At 61.0% G+C, this 24910-nt stretch carries 24 protein-coding genes and 1 pseudogene; 12 read left to right on the top strand and 13 right to left on the bottom strand.

Annotation, left to right across the window (positions count from 1 at the left end; translation table 11 throughout):
• Positions 1-143: 143 nt before the first annotated feature.
• Positions 144-1661, bottom strand: coding sequence for an MDR family MFS transporter (locus ACWHXD_RS08255; protein WP_138762187.1), 1518 nt, complete (start codon positions 1659-1661; stop codon positions 144-146).
• 66 nt (positions 1662-1727) lie between these two features.
• Positions 1728-2921 carry a 4-hydroxybenzoate 3-monooxygenase gene (gene pobA, locus ACWHXD_RS08250; protein ID WP_499083787.1) on the bottom strand — a complete coding sequence of 398 codons (1194 nt, stop codon included), beginning with the start codon at positions 2919-2921 and terminating at the stop codon, positions 1728-1730.
• Positions 2922-3101: 180 nt separating this feature from the next.
• Between pobA and ACWHXD_RS08245 the strand changes: the two genes are divergently transcribed.
• The gene (locus ACWHXD_RS08245; protein WP_003189581.1) at positions 3102-3977 is read left to right on the top strand and encodes a helix-turn-helix domain-containing protein; all 876 of its coding nucleotides are present in this window, start codon (positions 3102-3104) and stop codon (positions 3975-3977) included.
• Here ACWHXD_RS08245 and ACWHXD_RS08240 read toward each other — a convergent pair.
• Positions 3970-4149 (bottom strand): hypothetical protein, encoded by a 180-nt coding sequence (locus tag ACWHXD_RS08240; RefSeq protein ID WP_003189580.1) that lies wholly within the window; start codon positions 4147-4149, stop codon positions 3970-3972. The two genes, ACWHXD_RS08245 and ACWHXD_RS08240, sit on opposite strands and share 8 nt — an antisense overlap.
• A gap of 91 nt (positions 4150-4240) precedes the next feature.
• Positions 4241-5146 carry a LysR family transcriptional regulator gene (locus ACWHXD_RS08235; protein ID WP_044273488.1) on the bottom strand — a complete coding sequence of 302 codons (906 nt, stop codon included), beginning with the start codon at positions 5144-5146 and terminating at the stop codon, positions 4241-4243.
• Positions 5147-5251: 105 nt separating this feature from the next.
• Here ACWHXD_RS08235 and ACWHXD_RS08230 point away from each other — a divergent pair, with 105 nt between their 5' ends.
• Positions 5252-6118: an MBL fold metallo-hydrolase gene (locus ACWHXD_RS08230; RefSeq protein WP_138762189.1), complete on the top strand. Its 867-nt coding sequence runs from the start codon at positions 5252-5254 to the stop codon at positions 6116-6118.
• 34 nt (positions 6119-6152) lie between these two features.
• Entirely contained in the window at positions 6153-6767 is a 615-nt protein-coding gene (locus ACWHXD_RS08225) for an NAD(P)-dependent oxidoreductase (protein ID WP_138762190.1), read from the top strand.
• A 512-nt stretch (positions 6768-7279) separates the two neighbouring features.
• Here the strand turns inward: ACWHXD_RS08225 and ACWHXD_RS08220 are convergent.
• Positions 7280-8152: a LysR substrate-binding domain-containing protein gene (locus ACWHXD_RS08220; protein WP_138762192.1), complete on the bottom strand. Its 873-nt coding sequence runs from the start codon at positions 8150-8152 to the stop codon at positions 7280-7282.
• Between the two features lie 111 nt (positions 8153-8263).
• Here ACWHXD_RS08220 and ACWHXD_RS08215 point away from each other — a divergent pair, with 111 nt between their 5' ends.
• The 3 genes from ACWHXD_RS08215 (at position 8264) to ACWHXD_RS08205 (ending at position 12289) form a co-directional block, all read left to right on the top strand.
• A complete protein-coding gene (locus ACWHXD_RS08215) occupies positions 8264-9886 on the top strand; it encodes a 5-guanidino-2-oxopentanoate decarboxylase (RefSeq protein WP_138762193.1) in 1623 nt (540 codons plus the stop codon).
• Positions 9887-10028: 142 nt separating this feature from the next.
• Positions 10029-11216: a cyanate transporter gene (locus tag ACWHXD_RS08210; protein WP_138762194.1), complete on the top strand. Its 1188-nt coding sequence runs from the start codon at positions 10029-10031 to the stop codon at positions 11214-11216.
• 137 nt (positions 11217-11353) lie between these two features.
• Complete coding sequence (locus ACWHXD_RS08205) at positions 11354-12289, top strand: LysR family transcriptional regulator (RefSeq protein WP_032892894.1); 936 nt, start codon at positions 11354-11356, stop codon at positions 12287-12289.
• Positions 12290-12397: 108 nt separating this feature from the next.
• Here ACWHXD_RS08205 and ACWHXD_RS08200 read toward each other — a convergent pair whose 3' ends face one another.
• The 3 genes from ACWHXD_RS08200 to ACWHXD_RS08190 form a co-directional block, all read right to left on the bottom strand.
• On the bottom strand, positions 12398-12760 hold the full coding sequence (locus ACWHXD_RS08200; RefSeq protein WP_069558512.1) for a 5-carboxymethyl-2-hydroxymuconate Delta-isomerase: 363 nt from the start codon (positions 12758-12760) through the stop codon (positions 12398-12400).
• Between the two features lie 57 nt (positions 12761-12817).
• On the bottom strand, positions 12818-13741 hold the full coding sequence (locus ACWHXD_RS08195) for a LysR substrate-binding domain-containing protein (protein ID WP_014717462.1): 924 nt from the start codon (positions 13739-13741) through the stop codon (positions 12818-12820).
• A 192-nt stretch (positions 13742-13933) separates the two neighbouring features.
• Positions 13934-14077, bottom strand: a complete 144-nt coding sequence (locus ACWHXD_RS08190; protein ID WP_003189552.1) for a hypothetical protein — start codon at positions 14075-14077, stop codon at positions 13934-13936.
• Between the two features lie 197 nt (positions 14078-14274).
• Here ACWHXD_RS08190 and ACWHXD_RS08185 point away from each other — a divergent pair, with 197 nt between their 5' ends.
• Both ACWHXD_RS08185 and ACWHXD_RS08180 read left to right on the top strand, forming a co-directional pair.
• Positions 14275-15582 (top strand): MFS transporter, encoded by a 1308-nt coding sequence (locus ACWHXD_RS08185; RefSeq protein WP_032892897.1) that lies wholly within the window; start codon positions 14275-14277, stop codon positions 15580-15582.
• Positions 15579-16337 (top strand): substrate-binding domain-containing protein, encoded by a 759-nt coding sequence (locus ACWHXD_RS08180; protein ID WP_138762195.1) that lies wholly within the window; start codon positions 15579-15581, stop codon positions 16335-16337. The genes ACWHXD_RS08185 and ACWHXD_RS08180 overlap by 4 nt, the downstream gene beginning before the upstream one ends.
• On the opposite strand, the gene ACWHXD_RS08175 is transcribed toward ACWHXD_RS08180, so the two are convergent.
• The 4 genes from ACWHXD_RS08175 to ACWHXD_RS08160 form a co-directional block, all read right to left on the bottom strand.
• The gene (locus ACWHXD_RS08175; protein ID WP_032897556.1) at positions 16329-17231 is read right to left on the bottom strand and encodes a LysR family transcriptional regulator; all 903 of its coding nucleotides are present in this window, start codon (positions 17229-17231) and stop codon (positions 16329-16331) included. The genes ACWHXD_RS08180 and ACWHXD_RS08175 overlap by 9 nt on opposite strands.
• Before the next feature lie 199 nt (positions 17232-17430).
• Positions 17431-18468 (bottom strand): histone deacetylase family protein, encoded by a 1038-nt coding sequence (locus tag ACWHXD_RS08170; RefSeq protein WP_138762196.1) that lies wholly within the window; start codon positions 18466-18468, stop codon positions 17431-17433.
• A gap of 73 nt (positions 18469-18541) precedes the next feature.
• On the bottom strand, positions 18542-19774 hold the full coding sequence (locus tag ACWHXD_RS08165; protein ID WP_138762197.1) for a Zn-dependent hydrolase: 1233 nt from the start codon (positions 19772-19774) through the stop codon (positions 18542-18544).
• A gap of 11 nt (positions 19775-19785) precedes the next feature.
• Positions 19786-21102 (bottom strand): MFS transporter, encoded by a 1317-nt coding sequence (locus ACWHXD_RS08160; RefSeq protein ID WP_032892903.1) that lies wholly within the window; start codon positions 21100-21102, stop codon positions 19786-19788.
• A gap of 157 nt (positions 21103-21259) precedes the next feature.
• Between ACWHXD_RS08160 and ACWHXD_RS08155 the strand changes: the two genes are divergently transcribed.
• The 4 genes and pseudogenes from ACWHXD_RS08155 to ACWHXD_RS08140 all read left to right on the top strand — a co-directional run bounded on the left by ACWHXD_RS08155 (position 21260) and on the right by ACWHXD_RS08140 (position 24109).
• A complete protein-coding gene (locus ACWHXD_RS08155; protein ID WP_032892905.1) occupies positions 21260-22201 on the top strand; it encodes a LysR family transcriptional regulator in 942 nt (313 codons plus the stop codon).
• Between the two features lie 30 nt (positions 22202-22231).
• Positions 22232-22350, top strand: a pseudogene (locus tag ACWHXD_RS08150) (type II toxin-antitoxin system RelE/ParE family toxin); the annotation flags it as partial.
• A 2-nt stretch (positions 22351-22352) separates the two neighbouring features.
• On the top strand, positions 22353-22640 hold the full coding sequence (gene nadS / locus ACWHXD_RS08145; RefSeq protein ID WP_032892906.1) for a NadS family protein: 288 nt from the start codon (positions 22353-22355) through the stop codon (positions 22638-22640).
• Positions 22641-22882: 242 nt separating this feature from the next.
• Complete coding sequence (locus ACWHXD_RS08140) at positions 22883-24109, top strand: MFS transporter (RefSeq protein WP_138762198.1); 1227 nt, start codon at positions 22883-22885, stop codon at positions 24107-24109.
• A gap of 72 nt (positions 24110-24181) precedes the next feature.
• Here ACWHXD_RS08140 and ACWHXD_RS08135 read toward each other — a convergent pair whose 3' ends face one another.
• A complete protein-coding gene (locus tag ACWHXD_RS08135) occupies positions 24182-24436 on the bottom strand; it encodes a DUF6124 family protein (protein WP_138762199.1) in 255 nt (84 codons plus the stop codon).
• Between the last annotated feature and the right edge of the window lie 474 nt (positions 24437-24910).

Raw genomic sequence — 24910 nt, 5'->3', positions numbered from 1 at the left:
AAAACGGTGGGCGGGGGCAGCGCTTTTTTGTAGGAGCGAGCTTGCTCGCGAAAAACTCAAAGGCACCGCGTTCACTCAGAAAGCCCGCGTTATCGTTGATGTTTTTCGCGAGCAAGCTCGCTCCTACAGTGGGCGATTAACCGTTATTGGGCTTTGTCTTCACGACCGCGCAGTACCCGGTTGGGCATCGCTATCGCAGCCGCCAACCCCAGCAGCGACACCGCCGCACTCACCATCAGCAAATGCCGAAACGTCACCGCCAGCTCGCCGCGCAACGCATCCTGCGCCGGGCCGGGTGCGGCGTTGAGGCCGTCGAGCAGTACGTTGCCGGAACTGCCTTCGGCCATCAGCGCGCCGCTTGCCAGATGGGAGAAACTGGAGTCGTGCAACAGCGCCAGCAGCAACGCCGACATGCAGGCCACCCCCACTGCCCCGCCCAGGGAGCGGAACAGGTTGGTGGTGCTGGTAGCGACGCCGATGTCCCGCTGTTCCACCGAGTTCTGCGTACCCACCAACGAGGTCGGGAACTGCATGCCGGCGGCGATACCGCACAACAACATGAAGACGCTGGTGAGCACCACCGCCTGGGGCGCGCTGTAGGCCATGCCGAGAATCGCCAGTGGGCTCAACACCGCGCCGCTGAGGATCATCGGTTTGTAGCGGCCGGTCACCGAGGTCATGCGCCCGGCGAAATACGCGCCCATCGGCAAGCCCATCGCCAAGGGCAGCAAGTGCAAGGCCGCGCTATCGGCACCGGCGCCGGTCACGCTCTGGTAACGCAGGGGCATCAGCACGGTCAGGGAAATCGCCTGGAAACTGGTGACAAAAATCGTGCACCAGCACAACACCGCGCTGTGGTTGGCAAACAAGTGCATGGGCAGCAGCGGCTCTCGCGCCCGACGTTCGTGCCACACAAACGCAGTCAGCGCCAGCAGTGCGCAGGCCAGCAACCCCAGCACTTGATCGTCATGCCACGAATGGCCCTGGCCGATTTCGGTGATGCCCAGCAACAAGGCAGTCAGGCCGATGATCATCAGCACCGTGCCGAGGTAATCGATAATGGGCTTGCGCTGCGGTACCGGCAGCCCCACCAGGGTGCGATGGGCCACGTACCAGGCGCCGGCACCCAGTGGCAGGTTGATCAAAAACACCCAGCGCCACGACAGGTACTCGGTCATATAGCCACCCAACACCGGCCCGGCCACGCTGGCTACCGCGTACATGCTGCTGAAATAGCCCTGATAACGCCCACGCTCGCGGGGAGGAATGATGTCGCCAATGATCGCCTGGCTCACCGAGACCATCCCACCCGCGCCGATACCCTGCAGCACCCGCGCCAACACCAGTTGTTCCATGCTTTGCGCCAGGCCACAGAACAGCGACGCCAGGGTGAACACGCCCATGCCGATCAGCATCATGGGCCGACGCCCATACAAATCACCCAGCTTGCCGTAGATCGGCACCGCCACGGTCATCGCCACCATATAGCCGGAGATCACCCAGGCCAGCAGGTTGACGTCATGGAACTGCGCAGAAATGGCCGGCATGGACACGGCGACGATGGTCTGGTCCAGGGCACCCAGGAAGATCGCCATCATCAGCGCGACCAGGATACTGCGTACGGCGGGGACGGTTGGAGCGGGCTGATTGAGGTGTGTCACGGCAGAACCTTCGAGCAGGGCCCACAGGCAACGGTCACCGGTGGGAATGCTCGATACGATAGCAGGCTATTCGATAGGCTCGTAAGGAAGGCCGACGTAATTTTCTGCGATGGTTTTGCGCCCGGCCTGGGAGTGAATGAAATAGTCCAGCTCGCTTTCGGCAATGCGCTGGCTGAAGCCATCCGCCTGTGGGAATTGATGCAGCATCGAGGTCATCCACCAGGAAAACCGCTCGGCTTTCCACACCCGGCGCAGGCAGATTGCCGAGTACTTTTCCAGCAGGTCCAGGCGCCCTTCGCGGTACACCTTGAGCAAGATGCGGAACAAGGTGCTCACATCACTGGCCGCCAGGTTCAAGCCCTTGGCGCCGGTGGGCGGCACAATGTGTGCGGCATCGCCGAGCAGGAACAGGCGGCCGTACTGCATGGGTTCCACCACAAAGCTGCGCAGCGGCGCGATGCTTTTCTCGATCGAGGGGCCGGTCACCAATTGTTCGGCCAATGAGCCGGGCAGGCGGCTTTTGAGTTCATCCCAGAAACGTTCATCTGACCAGTCTCCCAGCTTCTCTTCGACCGGCACTTGCAGGTAGTAACGGCTGCGGGTCGGCGACCGCATGCTGCACAGCGCAAAACCCCGCGTATGTTTGGCGTACACCAATTCGGCGTGTACGGGCGGCGTGTCAGCCAACACGCCCAGCCAGCCGAAGGGATAGACCCGCTCGAACACCTTCAGCGCTTGCGCCGGTATCGACTGGCGGGCCACACCATGGAAGCCATCGCAGCCGGCGATGTAGTCGCACTCCAGGCGACAGGCTTGGCCTTCATGCTCGAAGGTCAGCCACGGCTGTTCACTCTTCAGGTCATGGGGCTGAACATTGGAGGCTTCGTACAGGGTGATGGCACCAGCGGCTGCGCGGGCGGCCATCAGGTCGCGGGTGACCTCGGTCTGGCCGTAGATCATCACCGACTGGCCGCCGGTCAAGGCCTTGAGGTCGATGGAGGTGAGTTGGCCATTGAGGGCAATGTCGAACCCGTCGTGCACCAGACCCTCGGCGTCCATGCGTTGGCTGACCCCGGCTTCGCGCAGCAGGTCGACCATGCCCTGCTCCAACACACCGGCGCGGATACGGCCTTGCACGTAATCGGCGCTCTGGCGCTCTAGAACAAGGGTTTGGATGCCAGCATTGTGCAACAGTTGGCCGAGCGACAATCCGGAAGGACCGGCGCCAATAATGGCGACTTGAGTTTTAAGGGTTTTCATTATTTTTATGGCCTTCAAGCTTCATGCGAACGTATGGAGTGAAAGAGTTGTCATTGCTCTTATGGCTGACATTTTTCACTTGAGCGAGCCGCATAAGAAGGTGAAAACTGCGTCAAAACCTGTGCTTTTCGCCAATCGGGGCGATTACCGAACCATTATCCTGAGTATCGGATTGAAACCATGACCAAAACCGCGATTCCGGTCTTCAAGCTTTACGGGGAAAGCCAGCAGTGGCCGACTCCCGATTTGTTGCACTGCGAAACCATTTCCCGGCGCAGTCGGGAATACCAGTGGGAAATCCAGCCCCACCGGCACGCGGACCTGTGCCAGTTGCTGTATGTGCACAAAGGCCAGGCACAACTGGAAATCGAAGGCCAGCGCACCACGCTCAATGAGTCGAGCCTGCAAGTGCTGCCACCGCTGTGCGTGCATGGCTTTCGTTTTTCCGAGGATGTGGAGGGGTTCGTGGTGACGCTTTCGGCGCCGCTGGTCAGCCACTTGCAGGCGCAACTGGGCTCTACCGTCGATGGCCTGCACACCCTGGGCAGTTACCCAGCGGGCAAGGACAGCGATTACTTGAACAGCCTGTTCATGCGTTTGCAGGACGAATACGCCGATGATCAACCAGCACGGGACATGATGCTGCACGCCCTGGTCAGTGTGTTGCTGGTATGGGTCAGCCGCCAGGCGATCCAACGCCGCCATCCACGCGCACCGCGGGGTCGTGAGTACTTTCGGCGGTTTACGCAACTGGTCGAACAGCATTACCGCGAACACCCCAAGATTGAAGACCTGGCCCACAAGCTGGGCATCTCGGTCTCACACTTGAACGGGACGTGTCGGGAGTTGGGTGGGCAGCCGGCATTGCAGATCATGCATGACCGCCAGTTGCTGGAAGCCAAGCGCCTGCTGACCTACACCAGCATGACCATCAACGAGATGTCCGAGGTGTTGGGCTTTTCCGACCCGACCAACTTCTCACGGCTGTTTCGCCGCAGGGTCGGGTTTTCACCCAAGGCGTTTCGTGAACAACTGAAGGCAGAGCAGCCTACCTGAGTGCACTGAAACTGCCGGTGCGCGGAACGCATTGGTCCTGATGGCAGCTGATGGCGAACGCCGCCGGCTGCATGCGTGTTTGCTCGACGCGATAGGCGGCAGTCCCATACAGCGCTGTCGCCAATGCGCAGAGGGTGAAAATGGTCAGGTACTTTCTGGTTTTGATGCTCATGGCACAGACCTCTGAACGGATCTACAGGGTGCTGTTTAAAGCATAGGTCAACTTGCCCTGATGCGATGCCATTCAGCGCGCTTATTTCAGCTCAAAGCCCGACGTCCCAAACAGGCTCTTCGGGGAAACGCAGCACCAGGAAATCCAGGAGGCTGCGCAGCGCCGAGGGCATGTGTTTACGTGAGGCGTACACCGCGTAAATATTCATCTGGCGTGGCTCGGCGTGCGGCAGCAAGCGCACCAACTCCCCACTGCGAATCAGCTCACCAGCCTGATAACTGGGCAGCATCGCCACCCCTGCCCCGGCCAGCGTCACGCGCATTAACGTGCTGGCCTCGTTGGCCGTGATATTGCCGTGGACCGGCACCGACACGTGTTCGCCATTTTCTTCGAAATGCCACAGGCTTTTGCCGAAGTAAGAGTGGGTCAGGCAGTTGTGCCGGGCCAGGTCTTCGACTTTCTGCGGCGCCGGATGCTCGCGCAGATAGGCCGGTGTGGCGCACACCACCGAGCGGCATACGGTCAGGCGCCGGGCGATCAGGTTGGGGTCCAGGTCGTTGCTGGTGCGGATCGCCAGGTCAATGCGCTCGTCCACCAGGTTCACCGTGCGGTCGAGCATCTGTAAATCGACCGTCACCAACGGGTAGCGTTTGACGTACTCGGCAATCGCCGCGCCCAGTTGCGCCTGGCCGAACGAGGTGCTGACGCTCAGGCGTAACAGGCCTCGAGGCGCGTCATCGGGCTCGCTGACGGCGGCCTGCATATCCCCACACAAGTCCAACAATTGCCGGCAACGCGGCAGCGTTTCTCCCCCGGCGGCGGTGAGGCTGAGCTTGCGCGTGGTGCGGTGCAGCAGGCGTGCGCCCACCCAGTCTTCCAGTTCGGCCAGGTAGCGCGAGACCACCGGGCGCGAGAGGTCCAGGTGGTCGGCAGCGGCGGATTGGCTGCCCAGGTCCACCACGGTGACAAACACGCGCATTGCTTGAAGACGATCCATGATTTGCCCGCTTTTAGAAACAAACTATGTCCCAGCATCGCATTTTTTGTTGCGTTTTATGCAACTAAGCTCTGTGCATCCCTTACCGATGGCAGGAGCTGCCCGATGTTCTCGACCTTCAAACGCTTGACCCTGGCCACCGCCGCCCTCGCCTTCGCTGCCCACGCAACGGCGGCAGAGCTGACACTGGACGTGTACAACCCAGGCGAAGCCGCGATCTTCCCGGTCAGCTCGGTGCTGGTGAGCGGCGAGAAAGACGCGATCCTGGTGGATGCGCAATTCGGCAAAGGCCAAGCCGAGCAACTGGTGCAGAAGATCCGCGCCAGCGGCAAGCACCTGACCACCATCTACATCAGCCATGGCGACCCGGACTACTACTTCGGCCTCGACACCCTGACCGCCGCCTTCCCCGACGCCAAGGTGCTGGCGCCGCAGCCAGTGGTGGACCATATCAACGCCACCGTCGCCGACAAGCTGGCCTTCTGGGGCCCGAAAATGGGTGCCGACAAACCGGCCAAGACCCTTGTGCCGCAAGTGCTTAAAGGCCACAGCCTGACCCTGGAAGGGCAACAGCTTGAAGTGGTGGGCCTTGACGGCCCGCAGCCGGATCGCAGCTTTGTGTGGATCCCGTCGATCAAGGCCGTGGTCGGTGGTGTGGTGGTCGCTGAAAATATCCACGTCTGGATGGCCGATACCCAGAGCGCGCAATCCCATAAAGACTGGTTGGCCACCCTCAAGCGCATTGAAGACCTGAAGCCCAACACCGTGGTGCCGGGCCATTACCTGGGCAAGCCGTCGCTGGCCTCGGTCACCTTCACCGCCGATTACATCAAGGCCTTCGACCTCGAAACCGCCAAGGCCAAGGATTCCGCCGCACTGATTGCGGCCATGAAAAAACGCTACCCCACCCTCGCCGACGAAAGCTCGCTGGAACTGAGCGCCAAAGTCGCCAAGGGCGAAATGAAGTGGTGATTGGTTTTAAACCCTAACCCTGTTGGAGAACATCATGAGCAAGATTGCAATCATTGGTGCCACCGGCCGCGCCGGTAGCCAACTGCTGGAAGAAGCACTGCGTCGCGGGCATACCGTGACCGCCATCGCCCGCAATACCGACAAGCTGGCTGTGCGCCCAGGCGTTACGGTCAAACAGGCCGATGCCCTGGATGCCAAGGCCTTGCAACAAGCCATCAGCGGCAGCGACGTGGTGATCAGCGCCGCGCACTTCTCCACCCTCCCCGCCAGCGCCGTGATCGGCCCGGTGAAAAAGGCCGGCGTGAAACGTTTGTTGGTGGTCGGCGGCGCAGGTTCGCTGCTGTTGCCCGGTGGCGGACGCGTGATCGACAGCGAAGGCTTCCCGGCTGAATATAAAGCTGAAGCCAGTGCAGGAGCTGACTTCCTGGAAACGCTGCGCCAGGAAAAAGAACTGGACTGGACCTTCCTGTCGCCCTCGGCCCTGTTCGACGGCACCGAGCGCACCGGCAAATTCCGCCTGGGCAAGGATGATCTGCTGGTGAGCAGTGACGGCACTAGCTCGATCAGTTTTGCCGACTTCGCCATCGCCATGCTGGATGAAGTAGAAAACCCGAAGCACTCTCGCCAGCGCTTCACCGTCGGCTACTGACCCAACGCCGTCAACGCTAACCACGATGCGAAGCGAGTAGCTCTTGCTCTGCTTTTGATCTGCTTTTGATCTGCTTTTGATCTTAGGCGCCCCGTTAAACCACGCTGGCCGGAATTCGACAGGGATTTGGGGGGTAAACCGGCAGGGATGCCGGTTTAGCCGCCCCGCGCCATGGATGGCGCGTGGCGGCGGCCCCCCAAATCACTGGCGGATTACGGGCACACCGAGCCTAAGCGAGGTGCCGAGTGGTGGGGCAAGAGCGTTTTGCTTACTTTTGCGCTTTTCAAAAGTGAGCCGCCGTCAGGGCGGAACCCTAAGCGGCCGTTACCGCAGCAATGGATATGTACACAATCCAACTGTGTCGCCTGCCAGGCCGCCTTCGCGAGCAAGCCCGCTCCCACAGTTGGATCGTGGGGTGTCAGGTGGATAAATGTCGGCTTTCAGGGCGTCATCGCAGGCAAGCCAGCTTCCACAGTTGGATCGCGGCGAGTCAGGTAGATAGGCGTTGGCTATCATCCCACACCGGCCTCACTGACCAACCAATCCATCAGCTCGACCAACCCAACCGACGGTTCCTTCCCCGGCGGATACACCAAGTAATAGCCCATCCCCGTCGACACCCGCAGCTCAAACGGCATCGCCAACCGCCCCGCCTTCAGATCCTCGCCAATCAGCGCACTGTCACCCATCGCCACCCCGGTGCCCTGGGACGCCACAGTCATTGCCAAGTCCAACGTTTCGAAGTGATGCCGTTGGACGGGATCGCTCAAGCAGGCATTGGCAGCCTTGAGCCACAACGCCCAGTCGCGCTCGTCTCGGGTCGGGTGCAACAGCACCTGATGCTGCAAATCCTGCGGCGTACGCAAACTGCCCAGCAACCCAGGCACGCAGACCGGCGTAAGGCGCTCGTCGAACAGATGCCGCGCCTCGGCCGGCTGCTCGGCGATGGGCCCATAGATCACCGCCGCGTCAAACGGCTCACGACGAAAGTCGACGTTATAGGCCACCGTCGTGGTGAGCTCCACCGGCACATCCGGGCGTTCTTTTTGCCAGTGCAGCAAGCGCGGTAACAGCCAGCGCATCACGCAGGTGGACGCTTTGAGCTGCAAGGTTCGGCGCCGGTCACCGATGTGCTCCACAGCCTCAGCGAGCAAGCCAAACACCTGCTGCGTGCACACCAGCCATTCGCGCCCCTCCTGCGTCAGGCACAAGCCGCGCGCCTGGCGCTGGAACAAGGCATAGCCCAACTGGCTTTCCAGCCCGGCCACCTGCCGGCTCACCGCGCCCTGGGTGATGTGCAGGTGTTCGGCGGCACGGGTGAAGTTGCAGCACTGGGCCGTGACCCAGAAGGTGTGCAACGCAGGTAACGGTGGGAGGCGTTTCATCGGGGCACAGCCATGACGGGAGGACATGGCGAGTATGACTTTTTATCCATTGTTGCCGCCACCGGCCAACCGCTCCAATAGCGCTTCGAATCCCTCACAAGAGCGACCTGTATGGCGACCTGCGGCGAAGTATTGGTGCACCTCCTGGAACGCTACGGCGTGGACCACGTATTCGGCATTCCCGGCGTACACACCGTGGAGCTGTACCGGGGCTTGGCGCGCTCCAGCATCCGGCATGTCACCCCGCGCCACGAACAGGGCGCCGGCTTCATGGCCGACGGTTATGCGCGCACCCGTGGCAAGCCCGGCGTGTGCTTTATCATCACCGGCCCCGGCATGACCAATATCACCACAGCCATGGGCCAAGCCTATGCCGACTCGATCCCGATGCTGGTGATATCCAGCGTGCAGTCACGCAGCCAACTGGGCGGCGGGCGCGGCAAGTTGCATGAGCTGCCGAACCAGAGCGCGCTGGTGGCCGGGGTGGCGGCGTTCTCCCACACCTTGATGTCGGCGGCGGAACTGCCAAGTGTGCTGGCGCGGGCATTCGCGTTGTTCCAGGCCGGTCGGCCGCGCCCGGTGCATATCGAGATTCCCCTGGATGTACTGGTGGAAAATGCCGACGCATTGCTGGGCAGCACGCCCGTCAGTGTCGCCCGCGCCGGCGCAGCACCGGCGGCCGTGCAGCAGATGAGCCAGAGGCTGGCTGCGGCCAAGCGCCCGCTGATCCTGGCCGGTGGCGGCGCCATTGACGCAGCCGCCGAACTGACCCGTCTCGCAGAAGCCCTCGGCGCGCCCGTGGCCCTCACCATTAACGCCAAGGGCATGCTGCCCGCCGCGCACCCGCTGCTGATCGGCTCCACGCAAACCCTGCTCGCCACCCGTGCCTTGGTGGCTGAAGCCGACGTGGTGCTGGCCATCGGCACGGAATTGGCCGAAACCGACTACGACGTCACCTTCGCCGGCGGTTTCGACATTCCCGGTGCGCTACTGCGCGTTGATATCGACCCGGACCAGACCGTACGCAACTACCCGCCTCAAGTGGCGCTAGTGGCCGACGCACGCATCGCTGCCCAGGCGCTGCTCACCGAAGTGAACCGCCAGCCATTGGCGCCTCACACGCCCGATTGGGGCACCGCACGCGTCGCCCGCTTGTGGGCCGAGCTGGAACCTGCGTGGGACGCTGCGACGCGCGCGCAAACCCGGTTTCTCAACGTCGTTCTGGAGGAACTGCCCGGCGCGGTGTTCGTGGGCGACTCCACTCAACCGGTGTACAGCGGCAACCTGACCCTGAACCTCGACCACCCACGCCGCTGGTTCAACGCCTCCACCGGGTACGGCACCCTGGGTTATGCCCTGCCCGCCGCCATTGGCGCCTGGCTCGGGCGCGGCGATGGCCAACCGGTCGTGTGCCTGATCGGCGACGGCGGGCTGCAATTCACCCTGCCAGAACTGGCCAGCGCGGTGGAGGCCCGTACACCGGTGATCGTGCTGTTGTGGAATAACCAGGGGTATGAAGAGATCAAGAAGTACATGGTCAACCGTGACATCGAGCCAGTGGGTGTGGACATCTACACGCCGGACTTTATCGGTGTGGCCAAGGCCCTGGGCTGCGCGGCGCAAAGCGTCCAAGGCATTGAAGCGTTGCGCACGGCTTTACGTGCCGCCGCTGATCGCCAGGGGCCGACGCTGCTTGAAATCGACCAGGGGCGGTGGGAGTTACCGAGCCTGTAATCCCGGCCTGATAGCCAACGCCCACTGCGCGCTTACCTCACCACTCGGCATCCGCATTTTTTCAATAGCCCCTGCGACTTTCTGATTTGCCCCGCTACACGCTGCATGGCCTGATTCGCCCTTGTTCATTCAAGGCAAGCCCATGGAAAACGTTCAGGCAAAATCTACCACCGCCGTATGGCTGATGATCAGCGTGGTGCTCATCGCCCTCAACTTGCGCCCCTCGATGGCAGCCGTGGGGCCGCTACTGGCGTCGATTCGCGCGGATGTGCCACTAAGTTTCAGCAGCGCCGCCTTACTGACCATGTTGCCGGTCATGACCATGGGCCTGGCGATGTTCTTTGGCATGGGGCTGGCCAAGCGCGTGGGCGAGCATCGCAGCATTGTGCTGTCGCTGCTGGTGATTGGGCTGGCGACTGTGTCGCGGCTGTTCCTGGATTCGGCACTGGAACTGATCGTGAGTGCCATTGCCGCGGGTGTCGGCATTGCGCTGATCCAGGCATTGATGCCGGCGCTGATCAAGTCGCGCTTCAGCGCCAACGTCTCGTTGTTCATGGGCCTGTATGTCACCGCGATCATGGGCGGCGCGGCGCTGGCTGCTTCGTTCTCGCCGTGGATGCAAGCCCACACCGGTAGTTGGCGTATCGGCCTGGCAATCTGGGCAGTGCTGGCGTTGCTGGCCCTGGTGTTCTGGTATGCCCAGCGTTCGGCCCTGCCGCCCTTGCCTCAGGCCGGCTCAGGCCCCCAGGAGGCATTTTTCAGCAACCGCCGCGCCTGGTTGCTGGCGATCTTTTTTGGCCTCGGCACCGCGTCCTACACCTGTGTACTGGCGTGGCTGGCACCGTACTACGTCGAGCAGGGTTGGAGTGAACAGAATGCCGGCTTGCTGCTGGGCTTCTTGACCGCCATGGAAGTGATCTCCGGCCTGGTCACCCCCGCCATCGCCAACCGCCGCCAGGATAAACGCGGCGTGGTGGCGGTGCTGCTGGTGCTGATCATCCTGGGCTTCTGCGGCCTCATTCTCAGCCCGCAACACTGGAGCCTGTTGTGGCCCTGCCTGCTCGGCCTGGGCATTGGCGGTCTGTTCCCGATGAGCCTGATCCTGTCCCTGGACCACCTCGACAACCCACGCCGCGCCGGTGGCCTTACCGCGTTCGTGCAGGGCATCGGTTATCTGATTGCCGGCCTGTCGCCGCTGATCGCCGGCATGATCCGCGACCGGTTGGGCAGCTTCGAATGGGCCTGGTGGTCATTGATGGCCGTGAGCGGGCTGATGCTGCTGATCGTCATGCGTTTCAACCCGGCGCATTACGCACGGCATATCCGCTGACGTCGTATTGCAAACACTTTTTGTCCCACACAAAACATTGAAGCGTCCTACAGAGCTTTCTATTGGTACGAGCGTTCCGTTAACATTTTGCTCAGTCTTGTACTGAGTTCGGTACAAAGGGTTTACGGACGAAACCGATGCTAAACAGTAACTTGCTCAGAAAGCTCGATATGCAGGATTTGATGGTGTTTATCGCCGTCTACGACCAGAGCAGCGTTACCGAGGTGTCCGAAACGCTGTTCGTCAGCCAGTCCACCGTGAGCTATAGCCTCAAGAAGCTGCGCACCAGCTTTGAAGATGAGCTGTTTATCAATACCCGTGCAGGCATGCGTCCTACGTACAAGGCCACCACCATGTACGAGCATGTGCAGAAAATTCTGCAAAGCATCAACCTGTGCCATGCCGGTGGCCAGGCGTTCGACCCAACCCAACAGGCGGTGACCTTCAATGTGTGCGCGCCAGAATATTTCGAACAGTTGATCCTGCCGCGCCTGCTCAAGCGCTTCGACCATGCCGACCTGCCGGTGATCGTCAACGTGCAGAAGCTGGAAACCGAGATCCCCGCCGACGACCTGCGTGAAGGTCGCCTGGACCTGGTGATCTGCTTCGGCCCGCACTTTCACCGCGCCCACAAAGACTTCAAGACCCAGATGCTGTTGGAGGACGACTTGGTCTGCGTGTGCGACCAACGCTCTGCACCCAGGGAACCGGCGTTCAGCCTGCAATCCTTCGTTGAGCGGCGCCACGTATTCCCAACGCCTTGGACCTCCGACACCAACATGATCGACGGCTGGCTCGCCCGCCAGGCCCGCAAGCGCCAGGTGATCGCGCGGGCCAACAGCTACAGCGCGGCATTGAAGATGATTGCCGGCACCGATTTCATCGTCACCCTGCCCCGCCGCGTGCAAAAATTGCTGGCGCCAGCGCCGGCATTCGGCGTTTGCGAAGCCCCCAATGGTTTGCCGGGTTTCACCCTGGATATGCAGTGGAACGAAACCAGTGGGCAGGACAGCGCCAATACCTGGTTTCGGGAACAAGTGGTGAAGGTATGCGCGGACCAAGGCCTCTTGTAGGAGCGAGCTTGCTCGCGAAGAACCAGAGTGCGCCGCTGTGAATCAGGCACCCCGCGTTATCGTTAGCGATCTTCGCGAGCAAGCTCGCTCCTACAGGGGTGGTGGGAGTCAGCCGATGGCGATTTTGCTGTAGGAATCGCGATCAATATCCAGCAGCTCGACACTCAGTTGTACCTGAACACCTTCGGGCCATGGGCCCAGGTCCTGGAGCACCGCCAGCAGGCTTTCTGACAGTTGTTTCTTGACCTGCGGCGAACGCCCGCTCAATAACGCCAAACGCACCGCGACAAAACCGCGCTCCCCCAGGCCAGTGCCGACCCGAAAACGCTCGACCGTCACCGCACGGCTCTTGATGTCGAACTCGGCGCCGAACTGACCGGAGGCCACCAACGCATGATTAAGGCGCAACAGGGCCTTGTCGGTGTCCAGTTGCGTCAGGTTGGCGGTGTGTTCCAAGTGCAGGTGAGGCATGCTTTTCTCCGAGTTTTTTGTAGGAAGATGCCTAGCTATATACCACGGAAAAACACCTCAAGCCTTGGCCACCAGCCCTCTATCACTCATGAATGCCTCCAACCGCGAGCGCATCCAGCGTTCCGCCGGGTCGGTGTCGACATGGCTGAGCCACACCATCGACAAATCCAGGGTCGGGGTTTCGAACGGGAATGGCTCGCAGAACAGGTTCCCGCTGGCGGCCATGGCCTGGGCGGTGTAATCCGGCAGGCTGGCGATCATGTCGGTACCGGCAAGCAAGGCCGGCAACGAACTGTATTGCGGCACCGAGAGCACTACATGGCGTTTGCGGCCCACCTCTGCCAGCCACTCATCGGCAAACCCGGCCACGTTGGCGGTGTGGGACACCAACACGTGGGGCCGTGCGCAATATTCGTCGAGGGTCAGCGGTGTGTCCGAAGCATCGGCGCGCAGCAGGCACGGGCGGATGTGCCGCAACAGCTTGCGCTTGGCATTGGCCGGCAGCCCGCGGGTCTGGGTGATGCCGACGGTAATATCGCCGGAAGCCAGCAGGTCGGGAATGCGCCAATAGTCCACATGCTGCACCACAAACACCACCTGCGGCGCCTCCTGGCGCAAGGCGCGCAGCAAGGGTGGCAGCAGGCCGAACTCCACGTCATCGGACAGGCCGATGCGGAAAGTCATGGTGCTGATGGACGGGTCGAAATCATGGGTCAGGCTCAGGGCCGAAGACAGCGAGTCCAAAGCCGGCGACAGGTGCTGGATGATCTCCTCGGCGCGCGCCGTAGGCTCCATGCGATGGCCGACACGAATAAACAGCGGGTCGTTGAACAGGGTACGCAGGCGGTTGAGAGCCGAGCTGATGGTCGGTTGGCCGAGAAACAGCTTCTCCGCCACCCGCGTCACATTGCGCTCGAGCATCAGTGCTTCGAAGACCACCATCAGGTTGATGTCGGCCTTGCGTAATTCATTGCGATTCATCGGCGCCTGCCCCTTTCCCCAAGACAAGCGGCAGTTTAGGAAGGCTGCGGGGCTGCGTCTATGTGCACGGTAAAAACATGTGGGAGCGGGCTTGCTCGCGAATGCAATGGTTCAGCCGACGACTCCGTTGACTGACACGCCGCCTTCGCGAGCAAGCCCGCTCCCACAATTAGACCGCGTTTTACCTGATGCTCAGGGCTTCAGCGGGCGCTCCTGGTCACGTTCGGAAAGCTCGGTGCCGTCGTCCGGATGCTTCCAGGTTTGCGGCTTTTCGTCTTCGCGCGGCTGCCGGGGTTCTTCACGCTCCGGCTTGTTGTGCTGCTGTTCGTTCCCCATAGCGATCTCCGCCGATAAGAATTGGACCCAGGTTCAAGCATAGAACACGGCAGGCCGTTTTGAAGCCGGCTCAGATTGATAGCTAACACACATCAATCAATCCAAATTTGTCACTTATCATTTCTAAATGTGTCAGCCACTATCCCAAGTCTTAAGCGAAACAAGCACTTTAAAAAGAACGCTGGAGACACAAAACCATGACGACCCCTTCCCGGCCTGCGGCTGCCCCCTCGAAAGTAGGCGCGGTATTGCGCGTGACTTCGGGCAATTTCCTCGAACAGTTCGACTTCTTCCTGTTCGGTTTCTACGCCACCTATATCGCTGCCGCGTTCTTCCCGGCCGCTAATGAGTTTGCGTCATTAATGATGACCTTCGCCGTGTTCGGCGCGGGCTTCCTGATGCGGCCATTGGGCGCGATTATCCTGGGTGCCTACATCGATGACGTGGGCCGCCGCAAAGGCTTGATCGTGACCTTGTCGATCATGGCCAGCGGTACGCTGCTGATCGTGCTGGTGCCGAGTTATCAGACCATCGGCCTATGGGCGCCATTGCTGGTGCTGTTGGGGCGCCTGCTGCAAGGCTTCTCGGCCGGCGCGGAACTGGGTGGCGTGTCGGTGTACCTGTCCGAAATGGCCACGCCAGGCCGTAAAGGCTTCTACACCAGCTGGCAGTCGGGTAGCCAACAGATCTCCATCGTCGTCGCCGCGGCCCTGGGTTATGGCCTGAACATGTGGATGGAACCTGCGGTGGTGGCCGATTGGGGCTGGCGGATTCCGTTTGCGGTCGGTTGCGTGATCATTCCGTTTATCTTTGTGTTGCGTCGCAACCTGCAGGAAACCGAAGAGTTCGCCAAGCGCAAGCATCGCCCAACCATGCGTGAAGTGATGGCGACCCTGGTGAAGAACTGGACCGTCGTCATCGGCGGCATGCTGATGGTGGCCATGACCACCACCGCGTTCTACCTGATCACCGTGTACGCACCGACCTTCGGCAAAACCGTGTTGCACCTGAGCACCTCGGACGCCTTGCTGGTGACCTTGCTGGTCGCGATCTCGAACTTCTTCTGGCTGCCGATCGGCGGCACGTTAAGCGACCGCTTCGGCCGTAAACCGGTGCTGATCGCCATGACGGTGCTGACTGTCCTTACGGCTTATCCAGCGCTGTCCTACGTGGTCAACGCGCCCAGCTTTGCGCACATGCTGGAGACCCTGCTGTGGTTCTCGTTCCTGTATGGCATGTACAACGGCGCGATGATCCCGGCGCTCACCGAAATCATGCCGGTGGAAGTGCGCGTGGCGGGTTTCTCCCTGGCTTACAGCCTGGCGACAGCCGTGTTCGGTGGCTTCACGCCAGCGATTTCCACCTGGTTCATTCACATCACCGAAGACAAGGCTTCACCTGCGTACTGGATGATCTTCGCCGCGCTGTGTGCCTTGTGTTCGACCCTGGCGTTGTATCGCCGCGCCAACACCCGTGGTCAAGTCATGCAGGAGGCCGCGCAATGAAGCCGCTGTTCAAGACCCTCACCGCTGTCGTCCTCGGCACCCTGGCGCTGGCCGCCCAGGCTGAGCAACTCAAGGTCATGACCTCGGGCGGCTTCACCGCCGCGTATAAATTGCTCGGCCCGCAATACGCCGAGCAAAGCGGGGACACCCTCGACACCATCCTTGGCCCGTCCATGGGCAAGGCGCCGGAAGCGATTCCCAACCGCCTGGCCCGTGGTGAACACGCCGATGTGGTGATCATGGTCGGCTATGCCCTGGATGAACTGATCAAACAAGGCAAAGTCGACCCCGCCTCCCGCGTGGAATTGGCGGACTCGCGGATCGGCCTGGTGGTGAAGGAAGGTGCGGCCAAACCTGCGATCAATACCGATGCCGAGCTCAAGGCTGTGCTGAGCAAAGCCAAGTCGGTGGCCTATTCCGATAGCGCCAGCGGCGTGTACGTCGAGAAGCAATTGTTCAAGAAACTCGGCATGCCGGCCAAAGGCACCATGATCGAACGCGTACCGGTGGGCGAGCAGGTAGCCAAGGGCGATTACGAAGTCGGCTTGCAGCAAGTGGCGGAGTTGTTGCCGGTCAAGGGCGTGACATTTGTAGGTAAGATCCCGGAAGACGTGCAGTCCGTTACCCGGTTTGCCGCCGGTATTCCGGTGAACGCCGAACACCCGGAGCGGGCCAAGGCGCTGTTGCAGTTCATGGCATCACCCGAGGCCCAACCGGAGGTGCAATCCACCGGCCTGGACTCGGTGTCACGCTGACCGGAACGGCATCTCCCGCACCAAACGCTCCAGCTCCAGCGCCGCCGGTGGCAACGTCCGCCCGCGGCGCTTGATCAAGCCCACATTGCGCAGCACATGAGGCTCCACCAGCGGCACACTGACCAGAATCGGGTGAGTGTGCGCCGGCATCGCAATCGACGGCACCATCGCTACGCCCAACCCCGCCTCCACCAGCCCGATCATCGTGGTCACGTGGTGCGTCTCGCAGATACTCGGCTTTTTCACCCGCACCCCACGCAGGGCCTGGTCGAGCAGGAAGCGGTTGCCCGACGTCTTGTCCACCTCGATGTAGTCATGCTCATAGGCCTCGGTCCAGCTCACGCTGTCACGCCCAGCCAGAGGGTGATCACGCCGACAGGCCAGCACGTAGCGCTCCTGCAACAGCAACTCGAATTCCACCTCATCGGCCAGGCTGCCGCTGAAACTCACGCCAAAGTCCGCCTCGCCGCTGGCCACCGCATTGCTCACCTCGCCGGCACTGGCATCCAGCACCCGCAGGCGAATCTTCGGGTACAGCTTGTGGAATTCGGAGATCACGTGGGGCATGAAGTAGTACGCGGTAGACGGCACGCAGGCGATGGTGACATTACCCATGCGCGTCGAGGCAACGTTGCTGATACCCATCAGCGCGATGTCGAGATCATCCAGCATGCGCTCGACCTGGGGCAAAAACGCACGCCCGACCATGGTCAGGCTGACCCGCCGCGTAGTGCGTTCGAACAGCTTTACATCCAGCGCCGATTCGAGCTTTTCGATACGCCGGCTGAGGGCCGGTTGCGAGATACGGATGGCCTCGGCAGCGCCACGAAAACTGCCCTTGTCCACCACGGCGCGGAAGGCTTGGAGGTCGTTGAGGTCGAAGTTGATGATCACGGGAGGCAGGCCAAAGTGGTCGAGGTGGCGAGCATTATCGTATGGGAACCGGTGGGGCGCCATGTGTGCCGAGAGGGTCTGCCGAGATAATCCTGTTACACATATGGAGTCATACATATCAGCGGGTTATCAGCCGCCGAACGAGCGCCCATCAATGTATGAAAAGCCTGCTGAAAACTGATCAACAGGCTTTTAGCACTTAATCGCCTGATCGCTTCTCCCAAGCCGCTGGCGTACTGAAAAACGCCTGAGCGTTACTGTCCAGCGTCTCCAGGTGATAACCACCCTCCTGCACGATCAGGCACGGCAACCCCAGCCCTCGAATGTACTGCCCCAACCGCGCAAAGCCTTCGCGCGTCACCGCGACTTTGCTTTGGGGGTCCAGCTCGTAGATATCAAAGCCCAATGACAACACCAGCACATCCGCCGAGAAGTTCTTCACCGCTGCCAGAGCCTGCTCCAGCTTTTCGAAGAACACCGCTTCGCTGGCACCATGGGGCATAGGCAGGTTGAGGTTGTACCCTTCGCCGGCGCCGTAGCCTTTTTCCTCGGCAAAGCCTGCCACGCCCGGATAGAAGTTGGTCGGGTCGCCGTGAATCGACACATACAGCACGTCGTCGCGGTCGTAGAAAATTTCCTGGATGCCTTGGCCGTGATGCATATCGGTATCGAGCACGACGACACGCTGGAAACCTTGGCGCAGCGCTTGCGCAGCCACGGCCGCATTGTTGATGTAACAGAAGCCACCGGCCGCGTCGAAGCGGGCGTGATGGCCCGGGGGCCGGCACAAGGCGTAGGCGGCAGGTGCGCCATCGAGGATGTCACCCGCTGCGGCGACGGCGCTTTGGGCTGACCAATAGGCCGAGCGCCAGGTCAACTCACCGATGGGGCAACTGCCATCGGCCAGGTAGCGTGCCGCCTGGGCCAGGATGCCGCGCAAAGCATTGGGTTCACGTACGAAGATGTTGGACATGACTTCGTCGCCCCAGTCTTCGGGGATCTCTTTCCAGCGCTGGTGAGCTTCTTGAAGAAAAGCCAGGTAGGCGCCGCCGTGCACGGCGAGCAACGGGTCCATGCCGTAATCGGTGGGTTGCTGGATATCGAAGCCCAGGGTTTGCGCAGCCAGCAGCAGGTTGCGCGCACGCTCGGGAACCTCCTGGGGCGTGCGCATCTGGCCGCGAGAGTAGTAGCTGCGTGGATGATGCAGGAGTTGTTCGGGGTGGAAAAACGTCTTCATGAGTTGCTCCTGAGTAAACACGGCACCTGTGGGAGCTGGCTTGCCTGCTCCCACAGGGGTACGGCGTCGGCCTTTAGAAATGAACGCGCCCGGCGCGTTTCAACACGGCGTTGAGCAGCACGTCGGTGCCCTGGCGCACATCGTCGGGCAAGACATCTTCGGCTTCGTTGTGGCTGAGGCCGCCAACGCAGGGGATGAAGATCATCGCGGTGGGGCAATAGCGCGCCAGGTGAATCGCATCATGGCCGGCGCCGCTAACGATGGTCTGCTGGCTGTAGCCCAAGCCGTCGACCGCAGCCTGCACGCAGGCCACGCACTCGGCGTCAAACGGCGTGGCCGGGCTGATCCAGTGCGGGGTGATGGTGACGCTCAGGCCACGGTTGTCCGCGATTGCCTGCAGGCGTGCACGCACTTGCTGCTCCATGGCGTCGATGTCGGCGTCGTGGTGATGGCGCAGGTCGACGGTAAAATTGAGCAAGCCGGGAATGGTGTTGCGCGACGACTTGGCAATGCTCAGTTCACCCACAGTGGTGAGCCCCTGTGGGGCAAAATCGGCGGCAAGGTTTTCCAGGGCCTGGATCATTTTCGCCGCGCCGTACAGCGCATCTTTACGCAACGGCATCGGCGTGGTGCCGGCGTGCGCGGCCATGCCTTCGACCCGCACATCGAGCCAGCGAATCGCTTGACCACCGGTGACTACGCCGATGCTGTTGGCGTTGTCCTCCAGGATCGGGCCTTGCTCGATATGCGCTTCGAAATACGCATCCACTGCGCCGCCCAACGGGCGCTCGCCGTTGTAGCCGGTGGTGCGCAACGCCTCGGCCACGCTGATACCGTCGACATCGGCGGTGGCCAGTGCCTTGTCCAGGGCGAGCGTGCCGGTGAATACCGCCGAGCCCAGCATCGCCGGGGTGAAACGGGCGCCCTCCTCGTTGGTCCACACCGCAATTTCCAACGGCTTGCGCGTCTGGATGCCGTGGTCGTCGAGGCTGCGGATCACCTCCAGGCCAGCCAATACGCCGTACACGCCATCGAAGCGCCCGCCTTCGGGCTGGGTATCCAGGTGGCTGCCCATCATCACCGGGGCGGCGTCATTGTCGGTACCCGCGCGGCGAGCGAACAGGTTGCCGATAGCGTCCACGCTCAACGTCAGGCCAGCGGCTTTACACCAGTGACTGAACAGCTCCCGACCGGCCTTGTCTTCAGCGCTCAATGCCAGACGGCAGCTGCCACCGCGTGCCGTCGCGCCGATCTCGGCCATGGCCATCAGGCTATGCCACAGGCGCTCGCCATTAATCTTCAACATTGCTGACTCCCTTAACTGTGTGCCATTTCCAGGCGATGAGCCGTGGCGTGACGGCGGGACAAAGCGAGTACACACACCAACGACACCCCTGCGATCACGCTGTAGAACACCGCCATCGGCCACCATTGGCCCAGGTATTGATGGGCCAGCCAGGTGCCGATCAGCGGCGTCAAGCCACCGGCCAAAGCGCCGCAAACCTGATAGGCCAGCGAGATCGCGGTGTAGCGCACACGGGTTTCAAACAGGCCGCTGACATAACCTGCGATCACGGCGTAGAACGACGCCATGCACACCACCGCCAAGGCAATGCCGAGGATGATCAAGGGCGCCTGGCCGCTGCTGACCAAGACGAACATCGGATACGGCGAAGCCATTGCCAGTACGCACATGGCGCACAGGAACCGCGTAGCGCCGACCTTCTCTGCCACCCAGGCGGCCAATGGCTGGACGCAGAACTGGATAATGGCCACGAAGAACAGACACTCCAGGATCAGCGATCGCGGCAGGTCCAATTGCTGAGTGCTGTAGGCAATCATGAAGGTGTTGGTGAAATACACGCCGGCAATCCCCAACGTGTTGGCGCCAATGCACAGCAACAGTGGGCGCCAAGCCGTCTTCAGCACTTCCAGCACAGGGGCTTGGTCTTTCTTGATGGCGCGGGCTTTTTCCGCCAGGGCTTTGTCTTCGAGGAACTCCGGCGACTCGTTCACACCCAGGCGAATCGCCAGGCCGACCACCAACAGCAAGGCACTGGCCAGGAACGGCAGGCGCCAGCCCCAGCTGAGCAGGTCTTCTTCCGGCAGACGGGTGACGGCGCTGAACGCCAGCAAGGAAAGGATCAAACCGGCCGGGCTACCCAACTGCGCAAAGGATGCAAAGAAGTTACGGCGCCCCTTTGGCGCATGTTCCCCGGCCATCAACACCGCCCCACCCCACTCGCCGCCGACCGCGATGCCCTGCACCACGCGCAGCAAAATCAGCAACACCGGGGCCGCAGCGCCGATCTGCGCATAGGTCGGCAACAGGCCGATGCACACCGTCACCACGCCCATCATTACGAGGGTGATCACCAGGGACTTCTTGCGCCCGATGCGGTCGCCGATATGGCCGAACACCACGCCACCCAAAGGTCGCGCGAAAAAGCCCACGGCGAAGGTGCCGAATGCGGCCATGGTGCTGAACAATTTATCGTCAGAGGGGAAGAACAATTGACCGAACACCAGCGCGGCGGCGGTGGCATAGATGTAAAAGTCGTACCACTCGATCATGGTGCCGATAAAGGCGGCGGCCGCGGCACGGCGAGGCTGCGGCGAAGCGGAAGGCTTCATGGGGCTGGCTCCTTTGGTTATTTTTTTGGCAGGAGAAGGACAAACCGAGGCGCTCTGTTGGCGCTTGTTAAGCCCGATTTTTCGGCCCGGGGCTATGATTAGTCAATTTTCTATTTATTATCTTGATTATAAAAACTGCTTATTATCGAGCGACCCCATGCCCGAATCCCGTCGCAATATTCACCCCCTGCTCAATGACCGCCTGGACTGGAACCTGCTGCGCACCTTCCGCGTGATCGGCCAGGAACTGAGCATCAGCCGAGCCGCCGCCCGCCTGCACCTCACGCAGCCGGCCATCAGCCAGGCGCTCAAGCGCCTGGAAGAACAGCTCGATTGCCAACTCATCCTGCGCCGTGGCCCGCGCTTCGTGCTTACCGAGGCCGGTGAGCAGATCTTCGCCATTGCCGGCGAGATGTACGGCCAGGTCTCGCAGATGAGCAATGCCCTGCAAAAGCCGGGTGATGAAGTGATCGGCAAAGTGCGCTTGCTGATGATCAGCCGGATTAATTCCGACACTTTCGATGACTTTCTCGCAGGCTTTCATCGCGAGCACCCACGGGTAGACCTGGAGGTCGAAGTGATGCGCAGCTCCGACATCGTCGCCGCCCTGCTGGAAAAAACCGCAACACTGGGGCTGAGCCTCAACCGCCGGCCACAGCCGCGCCTGGAACAGCATCTGTTTCTACGTCAGCGCTATGCGTTTTTTTGTGGGAAACACCACCCCTTGTTCGGGCGCACAGGCTTGGTCGAAGGGGACTTGCAGTCGGAAAACTTCGTGAGTTTTACCAGCGACCAGATCGGCGGGATGCTCTCGCCGCTGACGATTTTTCGCGATCAGCAAGGGTTCGGCGGGCGGATCGTGGCGTCGTCATCCAGCCTGGAAGAAGTGCGGCGCCTGGTAATTGCCGGGTATGGCCTGGGATGCCTGCCGGTGCATGTGGTGGCCGAAGATGTGCAGAACGGGCTGCTCTGGCGGCTGCCGCCGGATGAGGGCATTGCGGATGTGGATATTCACGTGCTGTGGAATCGGGAGCAGAAGATGAGTCGGGCGGAGGGGGTGTTTATTGAGTGTCTTTTGGGGCGGTTGGCCAGAACATAATTGGCCGTATTCTAGTGCAACAAAAATTGTTACCACTTCGTCTCGGCATCACAGATTATTTACTGATGATCTATCCCAAAAATGAACAGCAGGACTTGAGCGCCGACGAGCGCAAGTCACTGAAGGCTGCGATTGAGCACTGGAGATAGCTATGAGCAGATTTTTTGATGAATTGATGGAAAGCGTTCAAGAGATGAACGAGATCCTGCACGGAGAACGGGAGCCCTCGCGTGAATTCCATGTTGACTCAATGCGAGTCAAAGAGATCCGGAAGGCGACAGGGCTGACCCAGGCTAAATTCGCAGCGTTGATTGACGTTCAGCTCGGTACGTTGCGCAACTGGGAGCAGGGTCGTCGCGAACCTACTGGGCCGGCGAAGGCGTTGTTGAAAGCTATCCATAATGACCCAGTACATGTACTGAATGCGCTGGCTAGCTAAAATAGATTCCACGGCGGCAGCTAAAACATCGTCATAACCGGAAAGCTCGAAGCTGAATCAACTTCGGGCTTTTTCATTTTTTATGCAGAGTGAGGACTCGTCAAAAACCTCACATCGATAGCTCTGATGATTACTATCGAAACGAGCGCCTGCTCGATTGCCAGCACTGATTCCTATAATCGCCCCCAGCTTCCCTCTCCTGCGTCTGACTTCAGGCGACTTTCACCTTGGAACCCCACACCATGCCAAGCGCGAGCCAGGCCCCTAGCGGCCTTCCCGAACATAACCAACAAAGCGTCAAACAGCAGTGGCTGGCGATTCTTTCGGTCGCCGTGGGTGCCTTTGCCCTGGTGACCAGCGAGTTTCTGCCGGTGGGCGTGCTCAACGACGTCGCCAGCGACTTGGGCATCAGTGCTGGCCACGCGGGCCTGATGGTCACCCTGCCCGGCATCATGGCGGCCCTCGCCGCGCCGTTACTGTCGGTCGGCATTGGCGCCATGGACCGCCGCTATCTGCTGATCGGCCTGACGCTGGTCATGATCCTCGCCAACGGGGTGGTGGCCTTTGCCACCGATTTCAGCCTGCTGCTGTTCGGGCGTGTATTGCTCGGCATCAGCATCGGCGGCTTCTGGGCCACGGCCATCGCCCTCAGCGGCAGGCTGGCGCCCAAGGGCGTCGGCGTCGCAAAAGCCACGTCGATCATCATGATGGGTGTGACCCTGGCCACCGTACTCGGCGTACCCGTAGGCACCTGGCTCAGCGGCCTGATGGGCTGGCGCATGACCTTTCTGGTCACCGCGCTGGTGGGTGTGCCAGTGCTGCTGGCGCAAGTCTTCCTGCTGCCGCGCCTCAAACCGGAAAAGGCCATTGAGGTTCGTGACCTGCCAGCCCTGTTTATCAACCCACAAGCGCGGGTCGGGTTGATTGCCGTATTGCTGATCGGCCTGGCGCACTTTGCTGCGTACACTTATGTCGCGCCGTTCTTTAAACACAGTTCCGGCTTCGACGGGCCGACGATTGGCTCATTGTTGTTGCTGTATGGCGTGGCAGGCGTGCTGGGCAATGTGTTCGCCGGCTTCGCCGCCAACCGCAGCGTACGCAACACGCTGCTGCTGGTGGCGCTGATGATCGGTACCAGCACCGCCCTGTTCCCCTACTTCGCCACCGGTATGACAGGCGCCGTGGTGCTGATCGCACTCTGGGGCTTTGCCTTTGGCGCCTTCCCGGCCTGCGCCAGCATCTGGATGTTCGTGGTGGCGCCCAAGGATGTGGAGCGAGGCATGCCGCTGTTCGTGGCGCTGTTTCAGGTGATCATTGCCCTGGGCTCGTTCTTTGGTGGACGGATCGTCGACCAAATGGGCAGCGCGGTGTTGTTGAGCCTGGCCACTGTGTTGGTGGGGTTGGGGTTTGCGACCGTACTGGTGTTGGGCCGCAAGGTGAGCAACAGCTTGGTGGCGCAGCCTGCCTGACCGGGTTTTAACCGCAAAAAAGCCTGCTGAGCGTTGAGTTCGGCAGGCTTTTTTCGTTTCAGAAGCAGGTATTTATTTGGCCGTGGGGAAATCACGTTCAAGGACAGCGTCCACCAGGGCTTGCGCGTTCTCAATCAATTGAGCCAGGGCCATGATCACCGGAGACTGCGTGCTGACTGGATCTTCGGCGCATTGGTAGGCGGTTTGCAGGGCAGATGACAGGATTTCGGTGGCGTTTGTGAGGGCTTCTTCGGTGCCGACGTCATCGGCTACGCAAAAAAGTTTGCGCGCATGCCCTTCGTTAAAATCAGCGGTGCTGTTCTTCATGATGTAACTCCACGTTATGAAAAGAAGCTACCACTCCCCCGCTGTCAAACAGGATTGGGTGGCAGCTGTACGCGGGTTGACAGACCGGAAACGTGGAAACCCGGCGCACCCGAAGATGCCCCACGCACAGCCGCCATAACAAATGGGCACAGACAGACGCCTGGAACCAGTTTGGGGATGCACAGAGATCGCACGTTATTCGGCCTGTCAAAACCGGTCGCCATGAGGGCGACGGCGGAAGGTTAGCGCCCTACCCCAGCCAACGCAACCCTGCTCGAAAACAGCCGAACCCGCATAACGTAAGCACCTGTTTCGGAAAAGCTTGGTAACCAGAATGCCCATAGGAAACCTTGTGCGCATAAGCCTCTGAGCTAGCCTGAAAAAGGTCGCCGCCGGGGCGGCATACTGTCAAGGGTGCTTACATGCCAACAAGATATCGCGATGCGGTCACAGGTGAATACGTAACAGAGCAAG

Source organism: Pseudomonas fjordensis (assembly GCF_976987115.1).
Note: the sequence above shows the minus strand (reverse complement) of the source record. Positions and strands in the feature narration are given on the sequence as shown.

Coding starts and splice junctions, on each gene's coding strand:
- pobA (WP_499083787.1), bottom strand. CDS start 2,921: ATGAAAACCCTTAAAACTCAAGTCGCCATTATTGGCGCCGGTCCTTCC.
- ACWHXD_RS08245 (WP_003189581.1), top strand. CDS start 3,102: ATGACCAAAACCGCGATTCCGGTCTTCAAGCTTTACGGGGAAAGCCAG.
- ACWHXD_RS08240 (WP_003189580.1), bottom strand. CDS start 4,149: ATGAGCATCAAAACCAGAAAGTACCTGACCATTTTCACCCTCTGCGCA.
- ACWHXD_RS08235 (WP_044273488.1), bottom strand. CDS start 5,146: ATGGATCGTCTTCAAGCAATGCGCGTGTTTGTCACCGTGGTGGACCTG.
- ACWHXD_RS08230 (WP_138762189.1), top strand. CDS start 5,252: ATGTTCTCGACCTTCAAACGCTTGACCCTGGCCACCGCCGCCCTCGCC.
- ACWHXD_RS08225 (WP_138762190.1), top strand. CDS start 6,153: ATGAGCAAGATTGCAATCATTGGTGCCACCGGCCGCGCCGGTAGCCAA.
- ACWHXD_RS08220 (WP_138762192.1), bottom strand. CDS start 8,152: ATGAAACGCCTCCCACCGTTACCTGCGTTGCACACCTTCTGGGTCACG.
- ACWHXD_RS08215 (WP_138762193.1), top strand. CDS start 8,264: ATGGCGACCTGCGGCGAAGTATTGGTGCACCTCCTGGAACGCTACGGC.
- ACWHXD_RS08210 (WP_138762194.1), top strand. CDS start 10,029: ATGGAAAACGTTCAGGCAAAATCTACCACCGCCGTATGGCTGATGATC.
- ACWHXD_RS08205 (WP_032892894.1), top strand. CDS start 11,354: ATGCTAAACAGTAACTTGCTCAGAAAGCTCGATATGCAGGATTTGATG.
- ACWHXD_RS08200 (WP_069558512.1), bottom strand. CDS start 12,760: ATGCCTCACCTGCACTTGGAACACACCGCCAACCTGACGCAACTGGAC.
- ACWHXD_RS08195 (WP_014717462.1), bottom strand. CDS start 13,741: ATGAATCGCAATGAATTACGCAAGGCCGACATCAACCTGATGGTGGTC.
- ACWHXD_RS08190 (WP_003189552.1), bottom strand. CDS start 14,077: ATGGGGAACGAACAGCAGCACAACAAGCCGGAGCGTGAAGAACCCCGG.
- ACWHXD_RS08185 (WP_032892897.1), top strand. CDS start 14,275: ATGACGACCCCTTCCCGGCCTGCGGCTGCCCCCTCGAAAGTAGGCGCG.
- ACWHXD_RS08180 (WP_138762195.1), top strand. CDS start 15,579: ATGAAGCCGCTGTTCAAGACCCTCACCGCTGTCGTCCTCGGCACCCTG.
- ACWHXD_RS08170 (WP_138762196.1), bottom strand. CDS start 18,468: ATGAAGACGTTTTTCCACCCCGAACAACTCCTGCATCATCCACGCAGC.
- ACWHXD_RS08165 (WP_138762197.1), bottom strand. CDS start 19,774: ATGTTGAAGATTAATGGCGAGCGCCTGTGGCATAGCCTGATGGCCATG.
- ACWHXD_RS08160 (WP_032892903.1), bottom strand. CDS start 21,102: ATGAAGCCTTCCGCTTCGCCGCAGCCTCGCCGTGCCGCGGCCGCCGCC.
- ACWHXD_RS08155 (WP_032892905.1), top strand. CDS start 21,260: ATGCCCGAATCCCGTCGCAATATTCACCCCCTGCTCAATGACCGCCTG.
- nadS (WP_032892906.1), top strand. CDS start 22,353: ATGAGCAGATTTTTTGATGAATTGATGGAAAGCGTTCAAGAGATGAAC.
- ACWHXD_RS08140 (WP_138762198.1), top strand. CDS start 22,883: ATGCCAAGCGCGAGCCAGGCCCCTAGCGGCCTTCCCGAACATAACCAA.
- ACWHXD_RS08135 (WP_138762199.1), bottom strand. CDS start 24,436: ATGAAGAACAGCACCGCTGATTTTAACGAAGGGCATGCGCGCAAACTT.